Origin of the sequence: Burkholderia sp. WAC0059 (assembly GCF_002870125.1) — a bacterium.
GTDB lineage: Bacteria > Pseudomonadota > Gammaproteobacteria > Burkholderiales > Burkholderiaceae > Paraburkholderia.
This window is the reverse complement of the sequence record NZ_PNEO01000010.1, coordinates 1-16,587: the sequence shown is the minus strand read 5'-3', so window position 1 is coordinate 16,587 and position 16,587 is coordinate 1. Positions and strand designations below refer to the sequence as shown.

At 66.3% G+C, this 16,587-nt stretch carries 16 protein-coding genes and 1 pseudogene; 13 read left to right on the top strand and 4 right to left on the bottom strand.

Annotated features, from left to right (window positions below; genetic code table 11):
* Positions 1 to 11: 11 nt before the first annotated feature.
* The 4 genes from lpxA to CY652_RS11850 all read left to right on the top strand — a co-directional run bounded on the left by lpxA (position 12) and on the right by CY652_RS11850 (position 3,565).
* Positions 12 to 800, top strand: a complete 789-nt coding sequence (gene lpxA / locus CY652_RS11865) for an acyl-ACP--UDP-N-acetylglucosamine O-acyltransferase (RefSeq protein WP_102130916.1) — start codon at positions 12 to 14, stop codon at positions 798 to 800.
* A gap of 3 nt (positions 801 to 803) precedes the next feature.
* Positions 804 to 1,973, top strand: a complete 1,170-nt coding sequence (gene lpxB / locus CY652_RS11860) for a lipid-A-disaccharide synthase (protein WP_102130915.1) — start codon at positions 804 to 806, stop codon at positions 1,971 to 1,973.
* Positions 1,970 to 2,719, top strand: a complete 750-nt coding sequence (gene rnhB, locus CY652_RS11855; protein WP_102130914.1) for a ribonuclease HII — start codon at positions 1,970 to 1,972, stop codon at positions 2,717 to 2,719. The genes lpxB and rnhB overlap by 4 nt, the downstream gene beginning before the upstream one ends.
* Positions 2,720 to 2,782: 63 nt before the next feature.
* Positions 2,783 to 3,565 carry a TrmH family RNA methyltransferase gene (locus CY652_RS11850; protein ID WP_102131055.1) on the top strand — a complete coding sequence of 261 codons (783 nt, stop codon included), beginning with the start codon at positions 2,783 to 2,785 and terminating at the stop codon, positions 3,563 to 3,565.
* 32 nt (positions 3,566 to 3,597) lie between these two features.
* Here CY652_RS11850 and ppsR read toward each other — a convergent pair whose 3' ends face one another.
* The gene (gene ppsR, locus CY652_RS11845) at positions 3,598 to 4,413 is read right to left on the bottom strand and encodes a posphoenolpyruvate synthetase regulatory kinase/phosphorylase PpsR (RefSeq protein WP_102130913.1); all 816 of its coding nucleotides are present in this window, start codon (positions 4,411 to 4,413) and stop codon (positions 3,598 to 3,600) included.
* A gap of 380 nt (positions 4,414 to 4,793) precedes the next feature.
* Between ppsR and ppsA the strand changes: the two genes are divergently transcribed.
* The 3 genes from ppsA to CY652_RS11830 all read left to right on the top strand — a co-directional run bounded on the left by ppsA (position 4,794) and on the right by CY652_RS11830 (position 8,780).
* The gene (gene ppsA, locus CY652_RS11840) at positions 4,794 to 7,193 is read left to right on the top strand and encodes a phosphoenolpyruvate synthase (RefSeq protein WP_102130912.1); all 2,400 of its coding nucleotides are present in this window, start codon (positions 4,794 to 4,796) and stop codon (positions 7,191 to 7,193) included.
* A gap of 152 nt (positions 7,194 to 7,345) precedes the next feature.
* Complete coding sequence (locus CY652_RS11835) at positions 7,346 to 7,786, top strand: NfeD family protein (RefSeq protein ID WP_102130911.1); 441 nt, start codon at positions 7,346 to 7,348, stop codon at positions 7,784 to 7,786.
* A gap of 55 nt (positions 7,787 to 7,841) precedes the next feature.
* Positions 7,842 to 8,780, top strand: coding sequence for an SPFH domain-containing protein (locus CY652_RS11830; RefSeq protein WP_102130910.1), 939 nt, complete (start codon positions 7,842 to 7,844; stop codon positions 8,778 to 8,780).
* Positions 8,781 to 8,824: 44 nt separating this feature from the next.
* Here the strand turns inward: CY652_RS11830 and smpB are convergent, their stop codons facing one another.
* Positions 8,825 to 9,271, bottom strand: coding sequence for an SsrA-binding protein SmpB (gene smpB, locus CY652_RS11825; RefSeq protein ID WP_102130909.1), 447 nt, complete (start codon positions 9,269 to 9,271; stop codon positions 8,825 to 8,827).
* A 98-nt stretch (positions 9,272 to 9,369) separates the two neighbouring features.
* On the opposite strand from smpB, the gene CY652_RS11820 reads away from it, so the two are divergent.
* Together CY652_RS11820 and CY652_RS11815 are read left to right on the top strand one after the other, a co-directional pair.
* Positions 9,370 to 9,807 (top strand): type II toxin-antitoxin system RatA family toxin, encoded by a 438-nt coding sequence (locus CY652_RS11820; protein ID WP_102130908.1) that lies wholly within the window; start codon positions 9,370 to 9,372, stop codon positions 9,805 to 9,807.
* A complete protein-coding gene (locus tag CY652_RS11815; protein WP_102130907.1) occupies positions 9,804 to 10,136 on the top strand; it encodes an RnfH family protein in 333 nt (110 codons plus the stop codon). The genes CY652_RS11820 and CY652_RS11815 overlap by 4 nt, the downstream gene beginning before the upstream one ends.
* A 138-nt stretch (positions 10,137 to 10,274) precedes the next feature.
* Here the strand turns inward: CY652_RS11815 and CY652_RS11810 are convergent, their stop codons facing one another.
* On the bottom strand, positions 10,275 to 11,303 hold the full coding sequence (locus tag CY652_RS11810; protein ID WP_102130906.1) for a DMT family transporter: 1,029 nt from the start codon (positions 11,301 to 11,303) through the stop codon (positions 10,275 to 10,277).
* Between the two features lie 287 nt (positions 11,304 to 11,590).
* Here CY652_RS11810 and guaB point away from each other — a divergent pair, with 287 nt between their 5' ends.
* The 4 genes and pseudogenes from guaB to CY652_RS24840 all read left to right on the top strand — a co-directional run.
* Complete coding sequence (guaB, locus tag CY652_RS11805) at positions 11,591 to 13,051, top strand: IMP dehydrogenase (protein WP_102130905.1); 1,461 nt, start codon at positions 11,591 to 11,593, stop codon at positions 13,049 to 13,051.
* A 6-nt stretch (positions 13,052 to 13,057) separates the two neighbouring features.
* Positions 13,058 to 13,747, top strand: coding sequence for a hypothetical protein (locus CY652_RS11800; protein WP_102130904.1), 690 nt, complete (start codon positions 13,058 to 13,060; stop codon positions 13,745 to 13,747).
* A 164-nt stretch (positions 13,748 to 13,911) separates the two neighbouring features.
* Positions 13,912 to 15,495, top strand: coding sequence for a glutamine-hydrolyzing GMP synthase (guaA, locus tag CY652_RS11795; RefSeq protein WP_102130903.1), 1,584 nt, complete (start codon positions 13,912 to 13,914; stop codon positions 15,493 to 15,495).
* Between the two features lie 287 nt (positions 15,496 to 15,782).
* A pseudogene (locus tag CY652_RS24840) lies at positions 15,783 to 15,926 on the top strand (Arm DNA-binding domain-containing protein); the annotation flags it as partial.
* Here the strand turns inward: CY652_RS24840 and CY652_RS11785 are convergent.
* Positions 15,927 to 16,587, bottom strand: a 661-nt coding sequence (locus CY652_RS11785) for a mechanosensitive ion channel family protein (RefSeq protein WP_146010078.1), incomplete at its 5' end; no start/stop codon positions are given.

The following is a 16,587-nucleotide window of genomic DNA, read 5'->3' as shown; positions in this document are numbered from 1 at the left end:
AGCGAGGGCGAATGAGCAGGATTCATCCCACTGCGATCGTCGAGCCCGGCGCGCAGCTCGACGAGACCGTCGAGATCGGACCATATGCTGTCGTCGGCGCGCACGTGAGCATCGGCGCGCGCACGACCATCGGTTCGCATAGCGTGATCGAGGGCCACACGACGATCGGCGAAGACAACCGGATCGGCCACTACGCGTCGATCGGCGGGCGTCCGCAGGACATGAAGTACAAGGACGAGCCGACCCGGCTCGAAATCGGCAACCGCAACACGATCCGCGAATTCACGACGCTGCACACGGGCACCGTGCAGGATCGCGGCGTGACGACGATCGGCGACGACAACTGGATCATGGCCTACGTGCACGTTGGCCACGACTGCCGGCTCGGCAACAGCGTCATCATGTCGAGCAACGCGCAGCTCGCGGGCCACGTGATCGTCGAGGATTACGCGATCGTCGGCGGCATGTCGGGCGTGCACCAGTTCGTGCGCATCGGCGCGCACTCGATGCTGGGCGGCGCCTCGGCGCTCGTGCAGGACGTGCCGCCGTTCGTGATCGCGGCCGGCAACAAGGCCGTGCCGCACGGCATCAACGTCGAGGGGTTGCGTCGCCGCGGCTTCTCGGCCGACGCCATCTCCGCGCTGCGCTCGGCGTACCGGCTGCTCTACAAGAACGGCCTGTCGCTCGAAGAGGCCAAGGTGCAGCTCATCGAGCTCGCCGCGGCGGGCGGCGACGGCGACGCGCCCGTGAAAGCGCTGCTCGACTTCGTCGACCAGTCGCAGCGCGGCATTATCCGTTAGCCGATGGCGCTGCAATCGAGTCCGCTGCGCATCGCGCTCGTCGCCGGCGAACCGTCCGGTGACCTGCTGGCGTCGTCGTTGCTCGCCGGCCTGACTGGCCAGTTGCCGGAGACCGCGCAGTACTACGGCATCGGCGGGCCGCGCATGACGTCGGCGGGCTTCGACGCGCACTGGCCGATGGAAAAGCTCTCGGTGCGCGGCTACGTCGAGGCGCTGCGCCACATTCCCGAGATTCTCGGCATCCGCAACGAGCTGAAGCGCCAGTTGCTGGCCGATCCGCCCGACGCGTTCGTCGGCGTCGACGCGCCCGACTTCAATTTCGGGCTCGAGCATGCGCTGCGCGACGCGGGCATTCCGACCGTTCATTTCGTCTGCCCGTCGATCTGGGCGTGGCGCGGCGGGCGGATCAAGAAGATCGTCAAGTCCGTCGATCACATGCTCTGCGTGTTTCCGTTCGAGACCGCGATTCTCGAAAAGGCCGGCGTGGCCGCGTCCTACGTTGGCCATCCGCTTGCCGACGAGATTCCGCTCGAACCGGACCAGGCCGGCGCGCGCCGCGCGCTGGGTCTGCCCGAGAGCGGCCCGGTCGTCGCCGTGCTGCCCGGCAGCCGGCGTTCGGAGATCGGCCTGATCGGCCCGACGTTCTTCGACGCGATGGAACTCATGCAGCGGCGCGAGCCCGGCCTGCGCTTCGTGATGCCGGCCGCGACGCCGGCACTGCGCGCGCAGTTGCAGACGCTCGTCGACGCGCATGCGGGGCTCGCGCTGACGCTCGTCGACGGCCAGTCGCAGGCCGCGATGACGGCGGCCGACGCGATCCTCGTGAAGAGCGGTACGGTGACGCTCGAGGCGGCGTTGCTGAAAAAGCCGATGGTCATTTCCTACAAGGTGCCCTGGCTGACCGGGGAGATCATGCGCCGCCAGGGGTATCTGCCGTACGTGGGCCTGCCGAACATTCTGGCCGGGCGTTTCGTCGTGCCGGAAATCCTCCAGCATTTCGCGACGCCCGAGGCGCTTGCCGACGCCACGCTCAAGCAGTTGCACGACGAGGCGAACCGTCGCACGCTGACGGACATCTTCACGGAACTGCATCACACGCTGCGGCAGAATACGTCGCAGCGCGCGGCGGAAGTGGTCGCGCGGGTCGCGACGAGCCGCAGGGTGGCCGCATGACGGGGCGTGCCGCATCGCGCGGGCCGAAGTCGGGCCGGCCGCCGAGGGCGAAGCCGACGCTGGCCCAGCAGGGCCTCAGTTTCGATTTGCCCGGCGAGATCGTCTGCGGCGTCGACGAGGCCGGGCGGGGACCGCTTGCCGGGCCCGTGACGGCGGCGGCGGTCATTCTCGATCCGGCGCGCCCGATCGAAGGCCTGGACGATTCGAAGGTGCTGAGCGCGAAAAAGCGTGAGGCACTGTATGACGCGATCGTCGAGCGTGCGCTCGCCTGGTGTGTCGCGTCGGCCTCGGTCGAGGAGATCGACACGCTGAACATCCTGCACGCGACCATGCTCGCCATGCGCCGCGCCGTGGAAGGGCTCGGCGTGACGCCGACGCTCGCGCGCATCGACGGCAACCGCTGTCCCGTGCTGGCTGTGCGCAGCGAGGCCGTGATCGGCGGCGACGCGCTCGTGCCGAGCATTTCGGCAGCGTCGATCCTCGCCAAGGTGACGCGCGACCGGCTGCTCGTCGAGCTTCATCGCGCGTTTCCCGTGTACGGGTTCGACGCCCATGCCGGTTATGGCACGCCGCAGCATCTGGCCGCACTGCGCGAGCACGGGCCTTGTGCGCATCACCGGCGCTCGTTCGCGCCGGTGCGCGAGGCCTTCGTGCTGCACGGCCTGCCGCCGGCGTCGCCCGCAGCCCGGCATCCTACTGACGGGGCCGGGCCGGCGGATGTCGCCGATGCATCCGCCCGAGCCTGATTTCGCCCCATGCCGGGCGCATTGCCCGGCGCGTTCGTCCACCCGTTCGTTTCTCGTCCGACCGTGAAAGCCATTACCTCACGCGACAATCCGCTCTACAAGCGCCTGAAGGCGCTGGCGGGCTCGTCGCATCAGCAGCGCCGCAGCGGCCAGGCGCTGCTCGAGGGATTTCACCTCGCAAGCGCCTGGCTCGACGGGGGCGGGCAGCCGGAGTGCTGCGTCGTCGCCGACGGCGCGCTGAATCACGACGAGGCCCGCGCGATCATCGGGCGGATCGACGCGCAGCGCGTCGTCACGCTGCCGGACGCGCTGTTCGGCCAGCTTTCGAACGTCGTGCACGGCGTCGGCCTGCTGCTGCTCGTCGATCGGCCCGAGGTCGCACTGCCGCCGCGTGTCGACGAGACCTGCGTGGTACTCGACGGCGTGCAGGACGCCGGCAACGTCGGGTCGATCCTGCGCAGCGCGGCGGCAGCGGGCGTGCGGCAGGTGTTTTGCGCGCCGGGCACGGCGAACGCGTGGTCGTCGAAGGTGCTGCGCTCGGCGATGGGGGCGCATTTTCTGCTGCAGGTGTTCGAGAACGTCGATGCCGACGCGCTGGCCGGGCTGCTCGCCGTTCCGGCCGTGATCACCGATTCGCACGGCGCGCAGCCGCTCGACGAGTGCGACCTGACTGGGCCGCTCGCCTGGGTGTTCGGCAACGAAGGGGCGGGCGTGTCGCCGTTCTGGCGCGAGGCGGCGGCGCGGCGCGTCACGATTCCGCAGCCGGGCGGCATGGAGTCGCTGAACGTGGCCGCGGCGGCGGCCGTTTGCCTGTTCGAGCAGTGCAGGCAGCGGCGCCGCGCCTGAAACGGAAAAAGAGCCGGGCCGCCGGGCCCGAATCAGTAGGCCGAACGGTCGGGCCGGATTTCCTGCAGGATCGTCGTGGCGATTTCCTCGATCGACTTGTGCGTCGACGAGAGCCACTTGATCGATTCGCGCCGCATCATCGCCTCGGCCTCGTTGATCTCGTACCGGCAATTCTCGAGCGCGGCGTACTTGCTGCCGGGGCGGCGTTCGTTGCGGATTTCCGCCAGCCGTTGCGGGTCGATCGACAGTCCGAAAATCTTGTCGCGGTGGCCGAGGAGCGGCGTCGGCAGCTTGCCGCGCTCGAAGTCGTCGGGAATCAGCGGGTAATTGGCGGCCTTCACGCCGTACTGCATGGCGAGATACAGGCTCGTCGGCGTCTTGCCGCTGCGCGACACGCCGACGAGGATCACGTCGGCGTCGTCGAGGTTGCGGTTCGACTGGCCGTCGTCGTGCGCCAGCGAAAAGTTGATCGCCTCGATGCGTTTGCGGTACTCGTCGGTATCGGCGTTCTGGTGAACGCGTCCCATCGCGTGGCTCGACTTGACCTGAAGCTCGAGCTCGAGCGGTTCGACGAAGGTCTGGAACATGTCGAGCACGAGCGCGTTCGAGCGCTTGACGATCTCGCTCGAATCGCTGTCCACGAGCGTCGTGAACACGATCGGCCGGCGGCCTTCCTGATGCGCCGCCTCGTTGATCTTCCCGGCGGTGACGTAGGCCTTCTCGATCGAATCGATGAACGGCACGCGCACGAGACGGAATTTCTGGTCGAACTGCGACAGGATCGAATGCGCAAAGGTCTCGGCGGTAATCCCGGTACCGTCGGAGACGATGAATACGGTTGGCGGCATGGCAATGCGGGAAGGGTGGGCGCGGCGGCGCCCGGGCAGGAATCCTGCTGACACCGTCTGGCGTGCGGATCGCTCGCCGGCTGCTCATTTGGCAGTCGGCACGGTAGAATAGCGGCAACCTGTTGGATAAGCAATTGCAGCCGAACTGCGCCGAACCGCCCCGTATCCGGGCCGATTCTGTCGTCAGCCTGCGGCGATTTCCTCTAATTTTGCGCAATCGCGCGCTTTTCTGCGCTTTTACGTCATCGGGAGCGGCCCTCGCAGGCCGCGGCGATTGTTTTTCCAACAGGTTGCGCAAGACGTGGAACCGCTCCCAATGGGCGGCCCGCGTACGAGCCCACTTGCGCAATCGAGTATTTTTTTCACACTTAGGGGCTTGTATGACTAACGCAGTTAACGTTGCAAAGGACAAGGCGTATGTAGTGCCTTTTGAACAGTTGCGGATGACCGACGTCGAGATCGTGGGCGGCAAGAACGCTTCGCTCGGCGAAATGATCAGCCAGTTGGCCGAGGCCGGCGTGCGCGTGCCGACCGGTTTCGCGACGACGGCGCTCGCGTTCCGCGACTTCCTCGAGCACAACAGGCTGACCGACCGGATCGCCGCCCGGCTCGAGAAGCTCGACATCGACGACGTCAAGGCGCTCGCCGAGGCCGGCCGGGAAATCCGCCAGTGGATCGTCGAGGCGCCGCTCCAGTCAAGGCTCGAGCAGGAGATTCGCGCGGGCTTCGAGACGCTGCAGAAGAGCTCGCCGTCCGAACTCTCGTTCGCGGTCCGCTCGTCGGCCACGGCCGAGGATCTGCCCGACGCCTCGTTCGCCGGTCAGCAGGAGAGCTATCTGAACGTGGTCGGCGTCGAGGACGTGCTCGATCGTCTCAAGCACGTGTTCGCTTCGCTCTACAACGACCGCGCCATCTCCTACCGCGTCCACAAGGGCTTCACGCATTCCGAAGTGGCGCTTTCGGCGGGCGTGCAGCGCATGGTGCGCTCGGACGTCGGCGCGGCGGGCGTGATGTTTACGCTTGACACCGAGTCGGGCTTCAAGGACGCCGTGTTCATCACGTCGAGCTACGGTCTCGGCGAGACCGTCGTGCAGGGCGCCGTGAATCCGGACGAGTTCTACGTCTTCAAGACCACGCTCGCGCAGGGCAAGGCGCCGATCATTCGCCGCTCGATCGGCTCGAAGCTCGTCAAGATGGAGTTCACGCAGCCGGGCGAGCCGGGCCGGGTGAAGACCGTCGACGTGCCGCACGACCAGCGCAACCGCTTCTCGATCACCGACGAGGACGTGATCGAGCTCGCGAAATACGCGGTCATCATCGAGCAGCACTACCAGCGGCCGATGGACATCGAGTGGGGCAAGGACGGCCGCGACGGCAAGCTCTTCATTCTCCAGGCGCGTCCGGAAACGGTGAAAAGCCAGGCGGCGGGCAAGATCGAGCAGCGCTTCAGGCTCAAGGGCCAGTCGCAGGTGCTCGCAACCGGCCGCGCGATCGGCCAGAAGATCGGCGCGGGTCGCGTCAGGGTGATCCACGATCCGTCGGAAATGGAGCGCGTGCAGCCCGGCGACGTGCTCGTGGCCGACATGACCGATCCGAACTGGGAGCCCGTGATGAAGCGCGCGTCGGCCATCGTCACGAACCGCGGCGGGCGCACCTGCCACGCGGCGATCATCGCGCGCGAGCTCGGCGTGCCGGCCGTGGTTGGCTGCGGCGACGCGACCGACGTGCTCAAGGACGGCTCGCTCGTCACCGTCTCGTGCGCGGAAGGCGACGAGGGCCGGATTTACGACGGCCTGCTCGAAACCGAGGTCAGCGAAGTGCAGCGCGGCGAACTGCCGCCGATCCCGGTGAAGATCATGATGAACGTCGGCAACCCGCAGCTCGCGTTCGACTTCTCGCAGTTGCCGAACGAGGGCGTCGGTCTCGCGCGCCTCGAATTCATCATCAACAACAACATCGGCGTGCATCCGAAGGCGATCCTCGAGTACCCGAACGTCGACGCGGACCTGAAGAAGGCCGTCGAAAGCGTCGCGCGCGGCCATGCCTCGCCGCGCGCGTTCTACGTGGACAAGCTGACCGAGGGCATCGCGACGATCGCGGCGGCGTTCTATCCGAAGCCCGTGATCGTGCGTCTGTCGGACTTCAAGTCGAACGAGTACAAGAAACTGATCGGCGGTTCGCGCTACGAGCCCGACGAGGAAAACCCGATGCTCGGCTTCCGCGGCGCGTCGCGCTACATCGCCGACGACTTCGCGCAGGCGTTCGAGATGGAATGCGTGGCGCTCAAGCGCGTGCGCGAGGAAATGGGCCTCGCCAACGTCGAGATCATGGTGCCGTTCGTGCGCACGGTGAAGCAGGCGGAGCGCGTGGTCGGGCTGCTGGCGAAGTTCGGCCTGAAGCGCGGCGAGAACGGCCTGAAGCTCGTCATGATGTGCGAGGTGCCGTCCAATGCGATTCTCGCCGAAGAGTTCCTGCAGTACTTCGACGGCTTCTCGATCGGCTCGAACGACCTCACGCAGCTCACGCTCGGCCTTGACCGCGACTCGGGCATGGAACTGCTCGCGGCCGATTTCGACGAGCGCGACGAGGCCGTCAAGTTCATGCTCAAGCGCGCGATCGACACCTGCCGGCGCCTGAACAAGTACGTGGGCATCTGCGGCCAGGGGCCGTCGGATCACCCGGACTTCGCGAAGTGGCTGGCCGACGAGGGCATCGCGTCGATCTCGCTGAACCCCGACACCGTCGTCGAAACCTGGCAGGCGCTCGCACAGGCGAAGTAAGCGCAAGGGCGCCGGCCACCGGCGAACGAAGCCGCTCGCCGCTTCGTTCGTCATACTACCGGCCGTACCGTTCGCCGCAGGCCGTAAGGCAGCGTCGGCTTCGTGCTATAACACCCCGGTCAAGCCGGGGTGTTTTACTTTGGGGGATCGACGTGGGGCCACACGGGCTGTTCTGGTGGGTCGGTGCCGGGGCGCTCGTCGTCGCGGAGCTGACGACCGGCACCTTCTATCTGCTGATGATCGCGCTCGGCTTTCTCGCCGGCCTGATCGCCTGGGCAGCCGGCGCGCCGCTCGACGGTCAACTCGTTGCCGCCGCGGCCGTCGCGCTCGTCGCCGTGATCGCGTTGCGCCGCTCGCGCTTCGGCCGCGGGCGGCGCAAGGAGGCGGCGCGCAATCCCGACGTGAATCTCGACATCGGCGCTTCGCTGACCGTGAACGGCTGGCGCGACGGGCACGCCCGCACGATGTACCGCGGCGCGGAATGGGACGTCGAGCTGGCGCCCGGCGAATCCGAAAGCGCGCATCTCTATGAAGTCACGGCGCTGCGCGGCAACTGCCTCGTCGTCGCGGCGAAGAGGAAACCTGCGGCCTGAAACCGGCCGGCGGGGATCGGAACGAGTCGGGAAAAATCGGGAAAAAGGAGGGAGTATGCAAATTCCGGTTGTGGGTTTGATTTTGCTGCTGATCGTCGTGGTGCTGATCGCGCAGACCGTCAAGATCGTGCCGCAGCAGCACGCCTGGGTCGTCGAGCGGCTCGGGCGTTATCACGCGACGTTGACGCCGGGCTTGAGCCTCGTGCTGCCGTTCGTCGACCGGGTCGCCTACCGGCACGTGCTCAAGGAGATTCCGCTCGACGTGCCGAGCCAGGTCTGCATCACGCGCGACAACACGCAACTGCAGGTGGACGGCGTGCTGTACTTCCAGGTCACGGACCCGATGAAGGCGTCCTACGGGTCGAGCAACTTCGTGTTCGCGATCACGCAGCTTTCGCAGACCACGCTGCGCTCGGTGATCGGCCGGCTCGAACTCGACAAGACGTTCGAGGAGCGCGATTTCATCAACCACAGCATCGTGTCGGCGCTCGACGAGGCGGCCTCGAACTGGGGCGTCAAGGTGTTGCGCTACGAGATCAAGGACCTGACGCCGCCGAAGGAGATCCTGCACGCGATGCAGGCCCAGATCACGGCCGAGCGCGAGAAGCGGGCGCTGATCGCGGCTTCGGAAGGGCGCAAGCAGGAGCAGATCAACCTGGCGGCCGGCGCGCGCGAAGCGGCGATCCAGAAGTCCGAAGGCGAGCGGCAGGCGGCGATCAACCAGGCGCAGGGGCAGGCGGCAGCAATTCTCGCCGTCGCGGACGCGAACGCCGAGGCCATCCAGAAGGTCGGCGCGTCGATCGGGGCGCAGGGCGGCATGGCGGCCGTCAACCTGAAAGTGGCCGAGCAGTACGTGAGCGCGTTCGGCAATCTCGCGAAGGCGGGCAACACGCTGATCGTGCCCGGCAATCTGGCCGACATGAGCACGATGATCGCCTCGGCGCTGACCATCGTGGCCGGCGCCCGGAGCGGCGCCGAAACGGGCAACGGGTAAGCGCGTCCGGAGCCGGGACGCGCAACGGCGCGCCGGGCCGGCGCTCAGCCGGGCGTGCGCATCAGGCGGGCCTTTTCGCGTTCCCAGTCGCGCTTTTTCTCGGTTTCGCGCTTGTCGTGCAGCTTCTTGCCCTTGGCGAGGCCGATTTCGCACTTCACGCGGCCGCCCTTGTAGTGGAAATTGAGCGGCACGAGCGTATAGCCGCGCTGCTCGACCTTGCCGATCAGCTTGTGGATTTCCGGGCGGTGCAGCAGCAGCTTGCGGGTGCGGACCGGGTCGGGGGTGATGTGCGTGGACGCCTCGGGCAGCGGGCTGATGTGCGCGCCGATCAGGAACAGCTCGCCGTCGCGGATCACGACGTAGCCCTCCTTGATCTGGCCGCGCCCGGCGCGTAGCGCCTTGACTTCCCATCCCTCGAGCACGAGCCCCGCTTCGTGGCGTTCTTCGATGAAGTAATCGAAGAACGCTTTTCTGTTGTCGATGATGCTCATGAATGGAAAGTGCCCAACTCGTTTAAAATTAGAATTTTAGCAAAGCGGGCAGGTGAAAGCCCGCCATGCCCCTACCTTTGCCACGCGCGACGCAATTTATGGCGGATGTTCAGAAAACCGTGTTGATACGCCATTCGGCGGAGCAGATGTTCGATCTCGTCACCGACGTCGCGGACTACCCCCATTTCCTGCCCTGGTGCGGTGGAGTCGAGGTCCGCCGGCAGGACGAAACCGGCATGGAAGCGAAAATCGACATCAACTTCAAGGGCATCCGGCAGCATTTCGCGACCCGCAACACGCAGCAGCGGCCCCATCGCATCGACATGGAGTTCGCCGACGGGCCGTTTCGCAACTTTACCGGCTACTGGCGCTTCACGCCGCTGCGGGCCGACGCGTGCAAGATCGAATTCGCCCTGCATTACGAATTTACCAGCATGATCCTCGAAAAGATCATCGGACCGGTGTTCAGCCATATCGCGAACACCTTCGTCGAATCGTTCGTCAAGCGCGCCGACCAGCGGTACGGCAAGTCATGAGCGACAAACTCGCGATCGAGGTCTGTTATGCGCTGCCCGACCGGCAGACGCTGATCGCGGTCGAGCTGCCGCCGGGCGCCACCGTGCGCGAGGCCATCGACGCCAGCGCGATCCTGCGGCGCCACCCCGAAATAAACCTCGAACGCCAGAAAGTCGGCGTGTACGGCAAGATCCGGCCGCTCGACGCCGCGCTGGCCGCCTACGACCGCGTGGAAATCTACCGGCCGCTCATCGTCGATCCGAAGGCGGCCCGCCAGCGGCGCGTCGAGAAAACCCGCAAGGCCGGCTCGATCGAGGGCCGCAAGTGGCAGCACAAAGACTCGCGTTAGGGATTCTCTTAGGCGGTAGGGCAGGTCCGGATACGGACGGCGCGGCTTTGCCTGTGGCGGGTTAGCCCACGGTCGGGTCCGGGTTGCACTCCGGGTTTCCCGCGCATTTCCCCCGCATTTTTCCGATAGCAGATTTGCTCAGCCCGCCGGATGTCGCCGCCCGGCCGTTCCCGCATCCGCGTTTTGACCCGGCTCGTCGGCCGGCACGATGCCGTCGCCGTGGGCAGCCTGCGGCGGCGCGTCCGCATGCCGCCGCACCGAGGCGCTCACGCCGGCCACGAGGAGCACGATCGCGGCAATCTCCAGCGGACGGGGCAGGCGGTGGTCGTAAAGGAATCCGTACAACAGCGCGAACAGCGTCTCGAAGACGATCATCTGGCCGGAAAGCGTGAGCGGCAGCCGCTTGGCCGCCGCGTTCCAGAGACCGTTGCCGAGCCAGGACGCGCCGACGGCGACGGCGAGGTTCAGCAGCCAGAACGTCTGCCAGCGGCCGGCCGAAACCGCCGCATGCGCGAGGCCGCCGGGCAGGAGCGCCGCCGCGAGCCAGAGCAGGGCGCCGAGCGCGCCCGTCACCATGCCCCAGAGCACCGACCATTCGTTGCCGCTGAAATGCGTCATGCGCTGCAGATAGCGGGCGTTCTCGACCGCGAACCAGGTCCAGCAGACGAGCGCGCCGACCGCGCAGCCGACGCCGGCCAGTTTCGTGAGCACGCCCGCGTGACTATCGCCGCCGCCCGACGCCGAGAATACGTCGAGATTGATGCAGACGATGCCGGCCGCGATCATCGCGAGCGGCAGGGCGAGGCGGCGCAGCGGCACCGCGCCGTGGTCGCCGCGGCCGAGCAGCGTCACCGTGACGGGCAGCACGCCGACGATCAGCGAGGCCGGCGCGATACCGACGAGATGGATCGCGCTCGCGAGAAAAAGGTAGTAGAGCAGGTTGCCCGCGAGCGCGAGCTTCACGAGCGCGGCGAGGTCCGCGCGGGTGAGCCGCGGCCACAGGCGGCGCAGCATGGGCAAAAGCGCCGCGAGCGACACGAGCCCGTACATCACGTAGCGCCCCGCGCTCAGCAGCAGCGGCGAAAAATCCGCCAACTGGCGGGGCACGACGAACACCATGCCCCATAGCGCGCCCGCCAGCACACCGTACAACACGCCACGCTGCATCGTCTGTCTGTCCCCGAAGAAACCCGGAATCGAAATCGTCCACGAGCTTACCCGGCCGCCGGGCGATTGTCTTGTTCGATCCTGCAGCGGGTTTTCCCAGTCTGGCGTTCGCCAGTCCGCCTGGACCGGCAAACGAAACGGGTTCGAACCCGATCCGAAAGAGGAAGCGAAATTCGCCGCGCGGCCGGCTTCGAAAAAACGTTGGATCGGCGCTAAGCCGCTGTTCGCGCTGATGAAATCCGGGGAGGTATCGCGTATAATCTGCTTTTGCGCCCATAGGATTCGCCATGCGTCTAATCCAGAAAGCACTCACGTTCGATGACGTGCTCCTCGTCCCGGCCTTCTCCGACGTTCTGCCGCGCGACACCAGCCTGCAAACCCGGCTGACCCGCAACATCTCCCTGAATATTCCGCTCGTGTCCGCCGCCATGGACACGGTGACCGAAGGGCGTCTCGCGATCGCGATGGCGCAGCAGGGCGGCGTCGGCATCGTCCACAAGAATCTCACGCCCGCCGAGCAGGCGCGCGAGGTCGCGAAGGTGAAGCGCTTCGAATCCGGCGTGGTGCGCGACCCGATCACGGTGCCGCCGCAGATGAAAATCAGCGACGTGATGGCGCTTTCGCAGCAGCACGGCATTTCCGGTTTCCCGGTGGTCGAGGGCACGCAGTTGATCGGCATCGTGACGAATCGGGACCTGCGCTTCGAAACGCGCCTCGACGAACCCGTGCGTTCGATCATGACGCCGCGCGAGCGTCTCGTCACGGTCAAGGAAGGCGCGCCGCTCACCGAGGCCAAGGCGCTGATGCACAGCCATCGCCTCGAGCGCGTGCTCGTCGTCAACGACGCGTTCGAACTGCGCGGGCTGATGACGGTGAAGGACATCACGAAGCAGACCGAACACCCGGCCGCCTGCAAGGACGAGCACGGCAAGCTGCGCGTGGGTGCGGCCGTCGGCGTGGGAGCGGACAACGAGGAGCGCGTCGAGCTGCTCGTGCAGGCCGGCGTGGACGTGATCGTCGTCGATACCGCGCACGGCCACAGCAAGGGCGTGCTCGAGCGCGTGCGCTGGGTCAAGAAGCATTACCCGCAGGTCGAGGTCATCGGCGGCAATATCGCGACGGCGGACGCGGCAAAGGCGCTCGTCGAATACGGCGCCGACGCGGTGAAGGTCGGCATCGGCCCGGGCTCGATCTGCACGACGCGGATCGTGGCGGGCGTCGGCGTGCCGCAGATCAGCGCGATCGCGAACGTCTCCGACGCGCTGCGCGGCTCCGGCGTGCCGGTCGTCGCCGACGGCGGCGTGCGTTTCTCGGGCGACGTCAGCAAGGCCATCGCGGCCGGCGCGAACGCGGTGATGATGGGCAGCATGCTCGCCGGCACCGAGGAGTCGCCGGGCGACGTGTTCCTGTTCCAGGGCCGGCAGTACAAGTCGTACCGCGGCATGGGTTCGGTGGGCGCGATGAAGGACGGCGCGGCCGACCGCTACTTCCAGGACAACTCGGCGAACATCGACAAGCTCGTGCCCGAGGGCATCGAGGGGCGCGTCGCCTACAAGGGTTCGGTCAACGCGATCCTGTTCCAGTTGATCGGCGGCGTGCGGGCCAGCATGGGCTACTGCGGCTGCCGCACGATCGACGAGATGCACGAGAAGGCGGCCTTCGTCGAGATCACGTCGGCGGGCATTCGCGAATCCCACGTGCACGACGTGCAGATTACGAAGGAAGCGCCGAACTACCACGTGGACTGACGCGCGATGAAGCCGCTGCTGCGAGTGGTGCTGGTGATCGATGCGTTGCTGATGCTGGCCTGCGGGGGCCTTTTGCTGCTGACCCCGTGGAAGGCGTTCTACAGCGCGCTGGAACTGGTGCCGCCGCAGCCGGCGCTGATCGGGCAGGCGTTCGGTGTCGTGCTGCTGGGGTTCGCGTGGCTCGCGTTGCGCGGCGCCATCGACGGTGCGCTCACGTCGGCGGTCGGCAGGGTGGCCGGCCACGTGTACGTGCTGTGCGGCGTGCTCGTCCTCGTCTGGATGATCGGGCTGCACGAGCCGAGGGTGTCCGGCCTCGGGCAACTCGCCGGCGGTTTGGGCGGCGTGCTGCTCGTGGTGTTCGGGCTGGCCGGTTCGCGGCTGTCCGGCGCGGTGCGCCGGCGGGAGCGGGCCGAGGCGTCCGAAGCGGCGGCGGCACGCCGCGCGGCGAAAACCGCCGAGCCGCCACGACAGCGCCGGGAACCCGTTGACGGGAATACTCCCCGCGTGTCGCCGTCGTGGGCGACACCGGCGGCATCGGGTGAGCCGGCCCCGGAATCGGTTCAACAGGCGCCCGCATCGACGACGGATAGCGCCCGGCCGGCCGGTAGCGAGGCCAGCCCGGACGAGGACTCGGCAGCAAAAGCCGCTCGCGACGAAGCCGCGGGCGTTTCTTCGCGGCCGCCTTTTCATGGCTGAGCCGGGGGAAATCGCCGCCGCCCGTGTCGTCGCCGTCATGCCTGCCGACCGGTTTGTCCGCCAGTCCGTTGTGCCGATCCGGTTCGTCATCCGGAACCCGAATTCAGGCCGCGCCGTTCGCGCGGCTTTTCCGTATCCGTTTTTTCCAGATTCTGCCCGCTGCCATGCATGACAAGATCCTGATTCTCGATTTCGGCTCGCAAGTTACCCAGTTGATCGCACGCCGCGTGCGCGAAGCCCACGTCTATTCCGAAATCCACCCCTACGACGTCGACGACGCGTTCGTTCGCGCGTTCGCGCCGAAGGGCATCATCCTTTCCGGCGGACCGAACTCGGTCACGGACGCCGATACGCCGCGCGCGCCGCAGGCCGTGTTCGAGCTGGGCGTGCCCGTGTTCGGCATCTGCTACGGCATGCAGACGATGGCAGAGCAACTCGGCGGCCAGGTCGACGGCGGCCACGTGCGCGAGTTCGGCTATGCTGAGGTGCGCGCGCGCAGCCATACGCGTTTTCTCGACGGCATCGAGGACTTCCGTACGCCCGAGGGCCACGGCATGCTGAAGGTCTGGATGAGCCACGGCGACAAGGTGACGGAGATGCCGTCCGGCTTCACGCTGATGGCTTCGACCGAAGCGTGCCCGATCGCCGCGATGGCCGACGAGACGCGCCGCTTCTACGGCGTGCAGTGGCACCCGGAAGTGACCCACACGGCGCAGGGCCGCGCGATGCTCGAGCGCTTCGTGCTCGGCATCTGCGGCGCGAAGGCCGACTGGGAGATGGGGCACTATATCGACGAGGCCGTCCAGAAAATCCGCGACCAGGTGGGCGGCGAGCAGGTCATCCTGGGGCTCTCAGGCGGTGTCGACTCGTCGGTGGCCGCCGCGCTGCTGCACCGGGCGATCGGCAACCAGCTCACCTGCGTGTTCGTCGATCACGGCCTGCTGCGCCTGAACGAGGCGGAACAGGTGATGGCGACGTTCGCCGACCACCTCGGCGTGAAGGTGGTCCACGTGGACGCGAGCGAAGCCTTCCTGACGAAGCTGGCCGGCGTGACGGACCCCGAGGCGAAGCGCAAGATCATCGGCGCGGAGTTCGTCGAAGTGTTCCAGGCCGAGGCCGGCAGGCTGACGGATGCGAAATGGCTTGCGCAGGGCACGATCTATCCGGACGTGATCGAGTCGGCCGGCAAGGGCAAGAAAGCCGCGCACACGATCAAGAGCCACCACAACGTGGGCGGCCTGCCGGAAACGCTGAACCTGAAGCTGCTCGAGCCGCTGCGCGAGCTGTTCAAGGACGAGGTGCGCGAGCTGGGCGTGAAGCTCGGCCTGCCGCACGAGATGGTCTATCGCCACCCGTTCCCAGGGCCGGGCCTCGGCGTGCGGATTCTGGGCGAGGTGAAGCGCGACTTCGCGGACCTGCTGCGCCGCGCCGACGCGATCTTCATCGAAACGCTGCGCGATACGATCGACGGGGAAACGGGCAAGTCTTGGTACGACCTCACGAGTCAGGCGTTCGCGGTGTTCCTGCCGGTCAAGAGCGTGGGCGTGATGGGCGATGGGCGGACCTACGAGTACGTCGTGGCGCTGCGCGCCGTGCAGACGCTCGATTTCATGACGGCGCATTGGGCGCACCTGCCGCACGAACTGCTGGGACGGGTCTCGAACCGCATCATCAACGAGGTGCGGGGGATCAACCGGGTCGTGTACGACATTTCGGGGAAACCGCCGGCGACAATCGAGTGGGAGTGATTTGATGTCCTTCGGGGACTATCGCCAGCTATCGAAAAAGATGACGTAACGTATTGATTTTAAAGTAAATACGTCGCGGCATCTATCGGTGGCTATCGCCGGCCAGCAAAACAAGTTGGCGGTAAAAATCAAGGCCAGATTAAGACATTCTCGTTCACTATTCAGACTTTTACCGTCTTTGACGGTAAAAGTCTTCTCGGGAAAGCTTGTTTTACGCGGCTTTCCGGGCATCAACAGGTCTCCCGATCCCTGATGGTAAAGCCGTCAAAATACCGGAGGAAACCTCGATGCTCACCGACGCTGCACTACGCAATCTCAAGCCTAAGTCCAAGATTTATAAGGCTTCCGACCGGGACGGGATGTACGTGACGGTATCGCCTGCCGATACCGTCACCTTCCGCTACGATTACCGTCTCAACGGCCGCCGCGAATTACCCGTGCGAGATGAAGCGAGAGGCTATATCCACACCCGAATTCGGTTCCGGCAGATTCCGGACCATGACTGTCTGCGGATTCGACAGCGGGATGCCGGCTGCCCGTAACCGTTTGAGAATCTCGAACAGCAGGTCGCTTTTGGTGGCATCGGTGATTCTGGGGCTGTGCACATAGCCGGTGACGCTCAGCGTAATGCCGGCAGGCGTCAACTGGCTGAAGCTGACCGACGGTGCGGGGTGCTCGAGAATCGACGCGTGAGCGACGTAGGCGCCTAGCAGCAGATCTCGGACCTGCTCCGGATCGATGTCCAGCGGAAAAGTCAGCGTGAGTGTCGTGACGCCCTGGGTGCTGTTGCCCGTCACATTCCGCAGATTCTGCGAGATTAGCTGGGAGTTGGGGACGATAACGGTCGAGCGGTCGGAGAGCTGTATTTCGGTGGCCCGCACGTTGATGCGCCGGATATCTCCCTCGACGCCGCTGATGCTCACCATATCGCCGACCTTGACCGGACGTTCGGTCAGCAGGATCAATCCCGAGATGAAGTTCTTGACGATTTCCTGCAGGCCGAAGCCGATGCCGACCGACAGCGCGCTGACGATCCACGCGAGGTTGTCCCATCTCACGCCCAGGGCCGAGAGGGTGAGCAGGGCGACCAGC

Coding starts and splice junctions, on each gene's coding strand:
- rnhB (WP_102130914.1), top strand. CDS start 1,970: ATGACGGGGCGTGCCGCATCGCGCGGGCCGAAGTCGGGCCGGCCGCCG.
- CY652_RS11815 (WP_102130907.1), top strand. CDS start 9,804: ATGAGCGACAAACTCGCGATCGAGGTCTGTTATGCGCTGCCCGACCGG.
- guaA (WP_102130903.1), top strand. CDS start 13,912: ATGCATGACAAGATCCTGATTCTCGATTTCGGCTCGCAAGTTACCCAG.
- ppsA (WP_102130912.1), top strand. CDS start 4,794: ATGACTAACGCAGTTAACGTTGCAAAGGACAAGGCGTATGTAGTGCCT.
- ppsR (WP_102130913.1), bottom strand. CDS start 4,413: ATGCCGCCAACCGTATTCATCGTCTCCGACGGTACCGGGATTACCGCC.
- smpB (WP_102130909.1), bottom strand. CDS start 9,271: ATGAGCATCATCGACAACAGAAAAGCGTTCTTCGATTACTTCATCGAA.
- lpxB (WP_102130915.1), top strand. CDS start 804: ATGGCGCTGCAATCGAGTCCGCTGCGCATCGCGCTCGTCGCCGGCGAA.
- CY652_RS11810 (WP_102130906.1), bottom strand. CDS start 11,303: ATGCAGCGTGGCGTGTTGTACGGTGTGCTGGCGGGCGCGCTATGGGGC.
- lpxA (WP_102130916.1), top strand. CDS start 12: ATGAGCAGGATTCATCCCACTGCGATCGTCGAGCCCGGCGCGCAGCTC.
- CY652_RS11800 (WP_102130904.1), top strand. CDS start 13,058: ATGAAGCCGCTGCTGCGAGTGGTGCTGGTGATCGATGCGTTGCTGATG.
- CY652_RS11820 (WP_102130908.1), top strand. CDS start 9,370: ATGGCGGATGTTCAGAAAACCGTGTTGATACGCCATTCGGCGGAGCAG.
- guaB (WP_102130905.1), top strand. CDS start 11,591: ATGCGTCTAATCCAGAAAGCACTCACGTTCGATGACGTGCTCCTCGTC.
- CY652_RS11830 (WP_102130910.1), top strand. CDS start 7,842: ATGCAAATTCCGGTTGTGGGTTTGATTTTGCTGCTGATCGTCGTGGTG.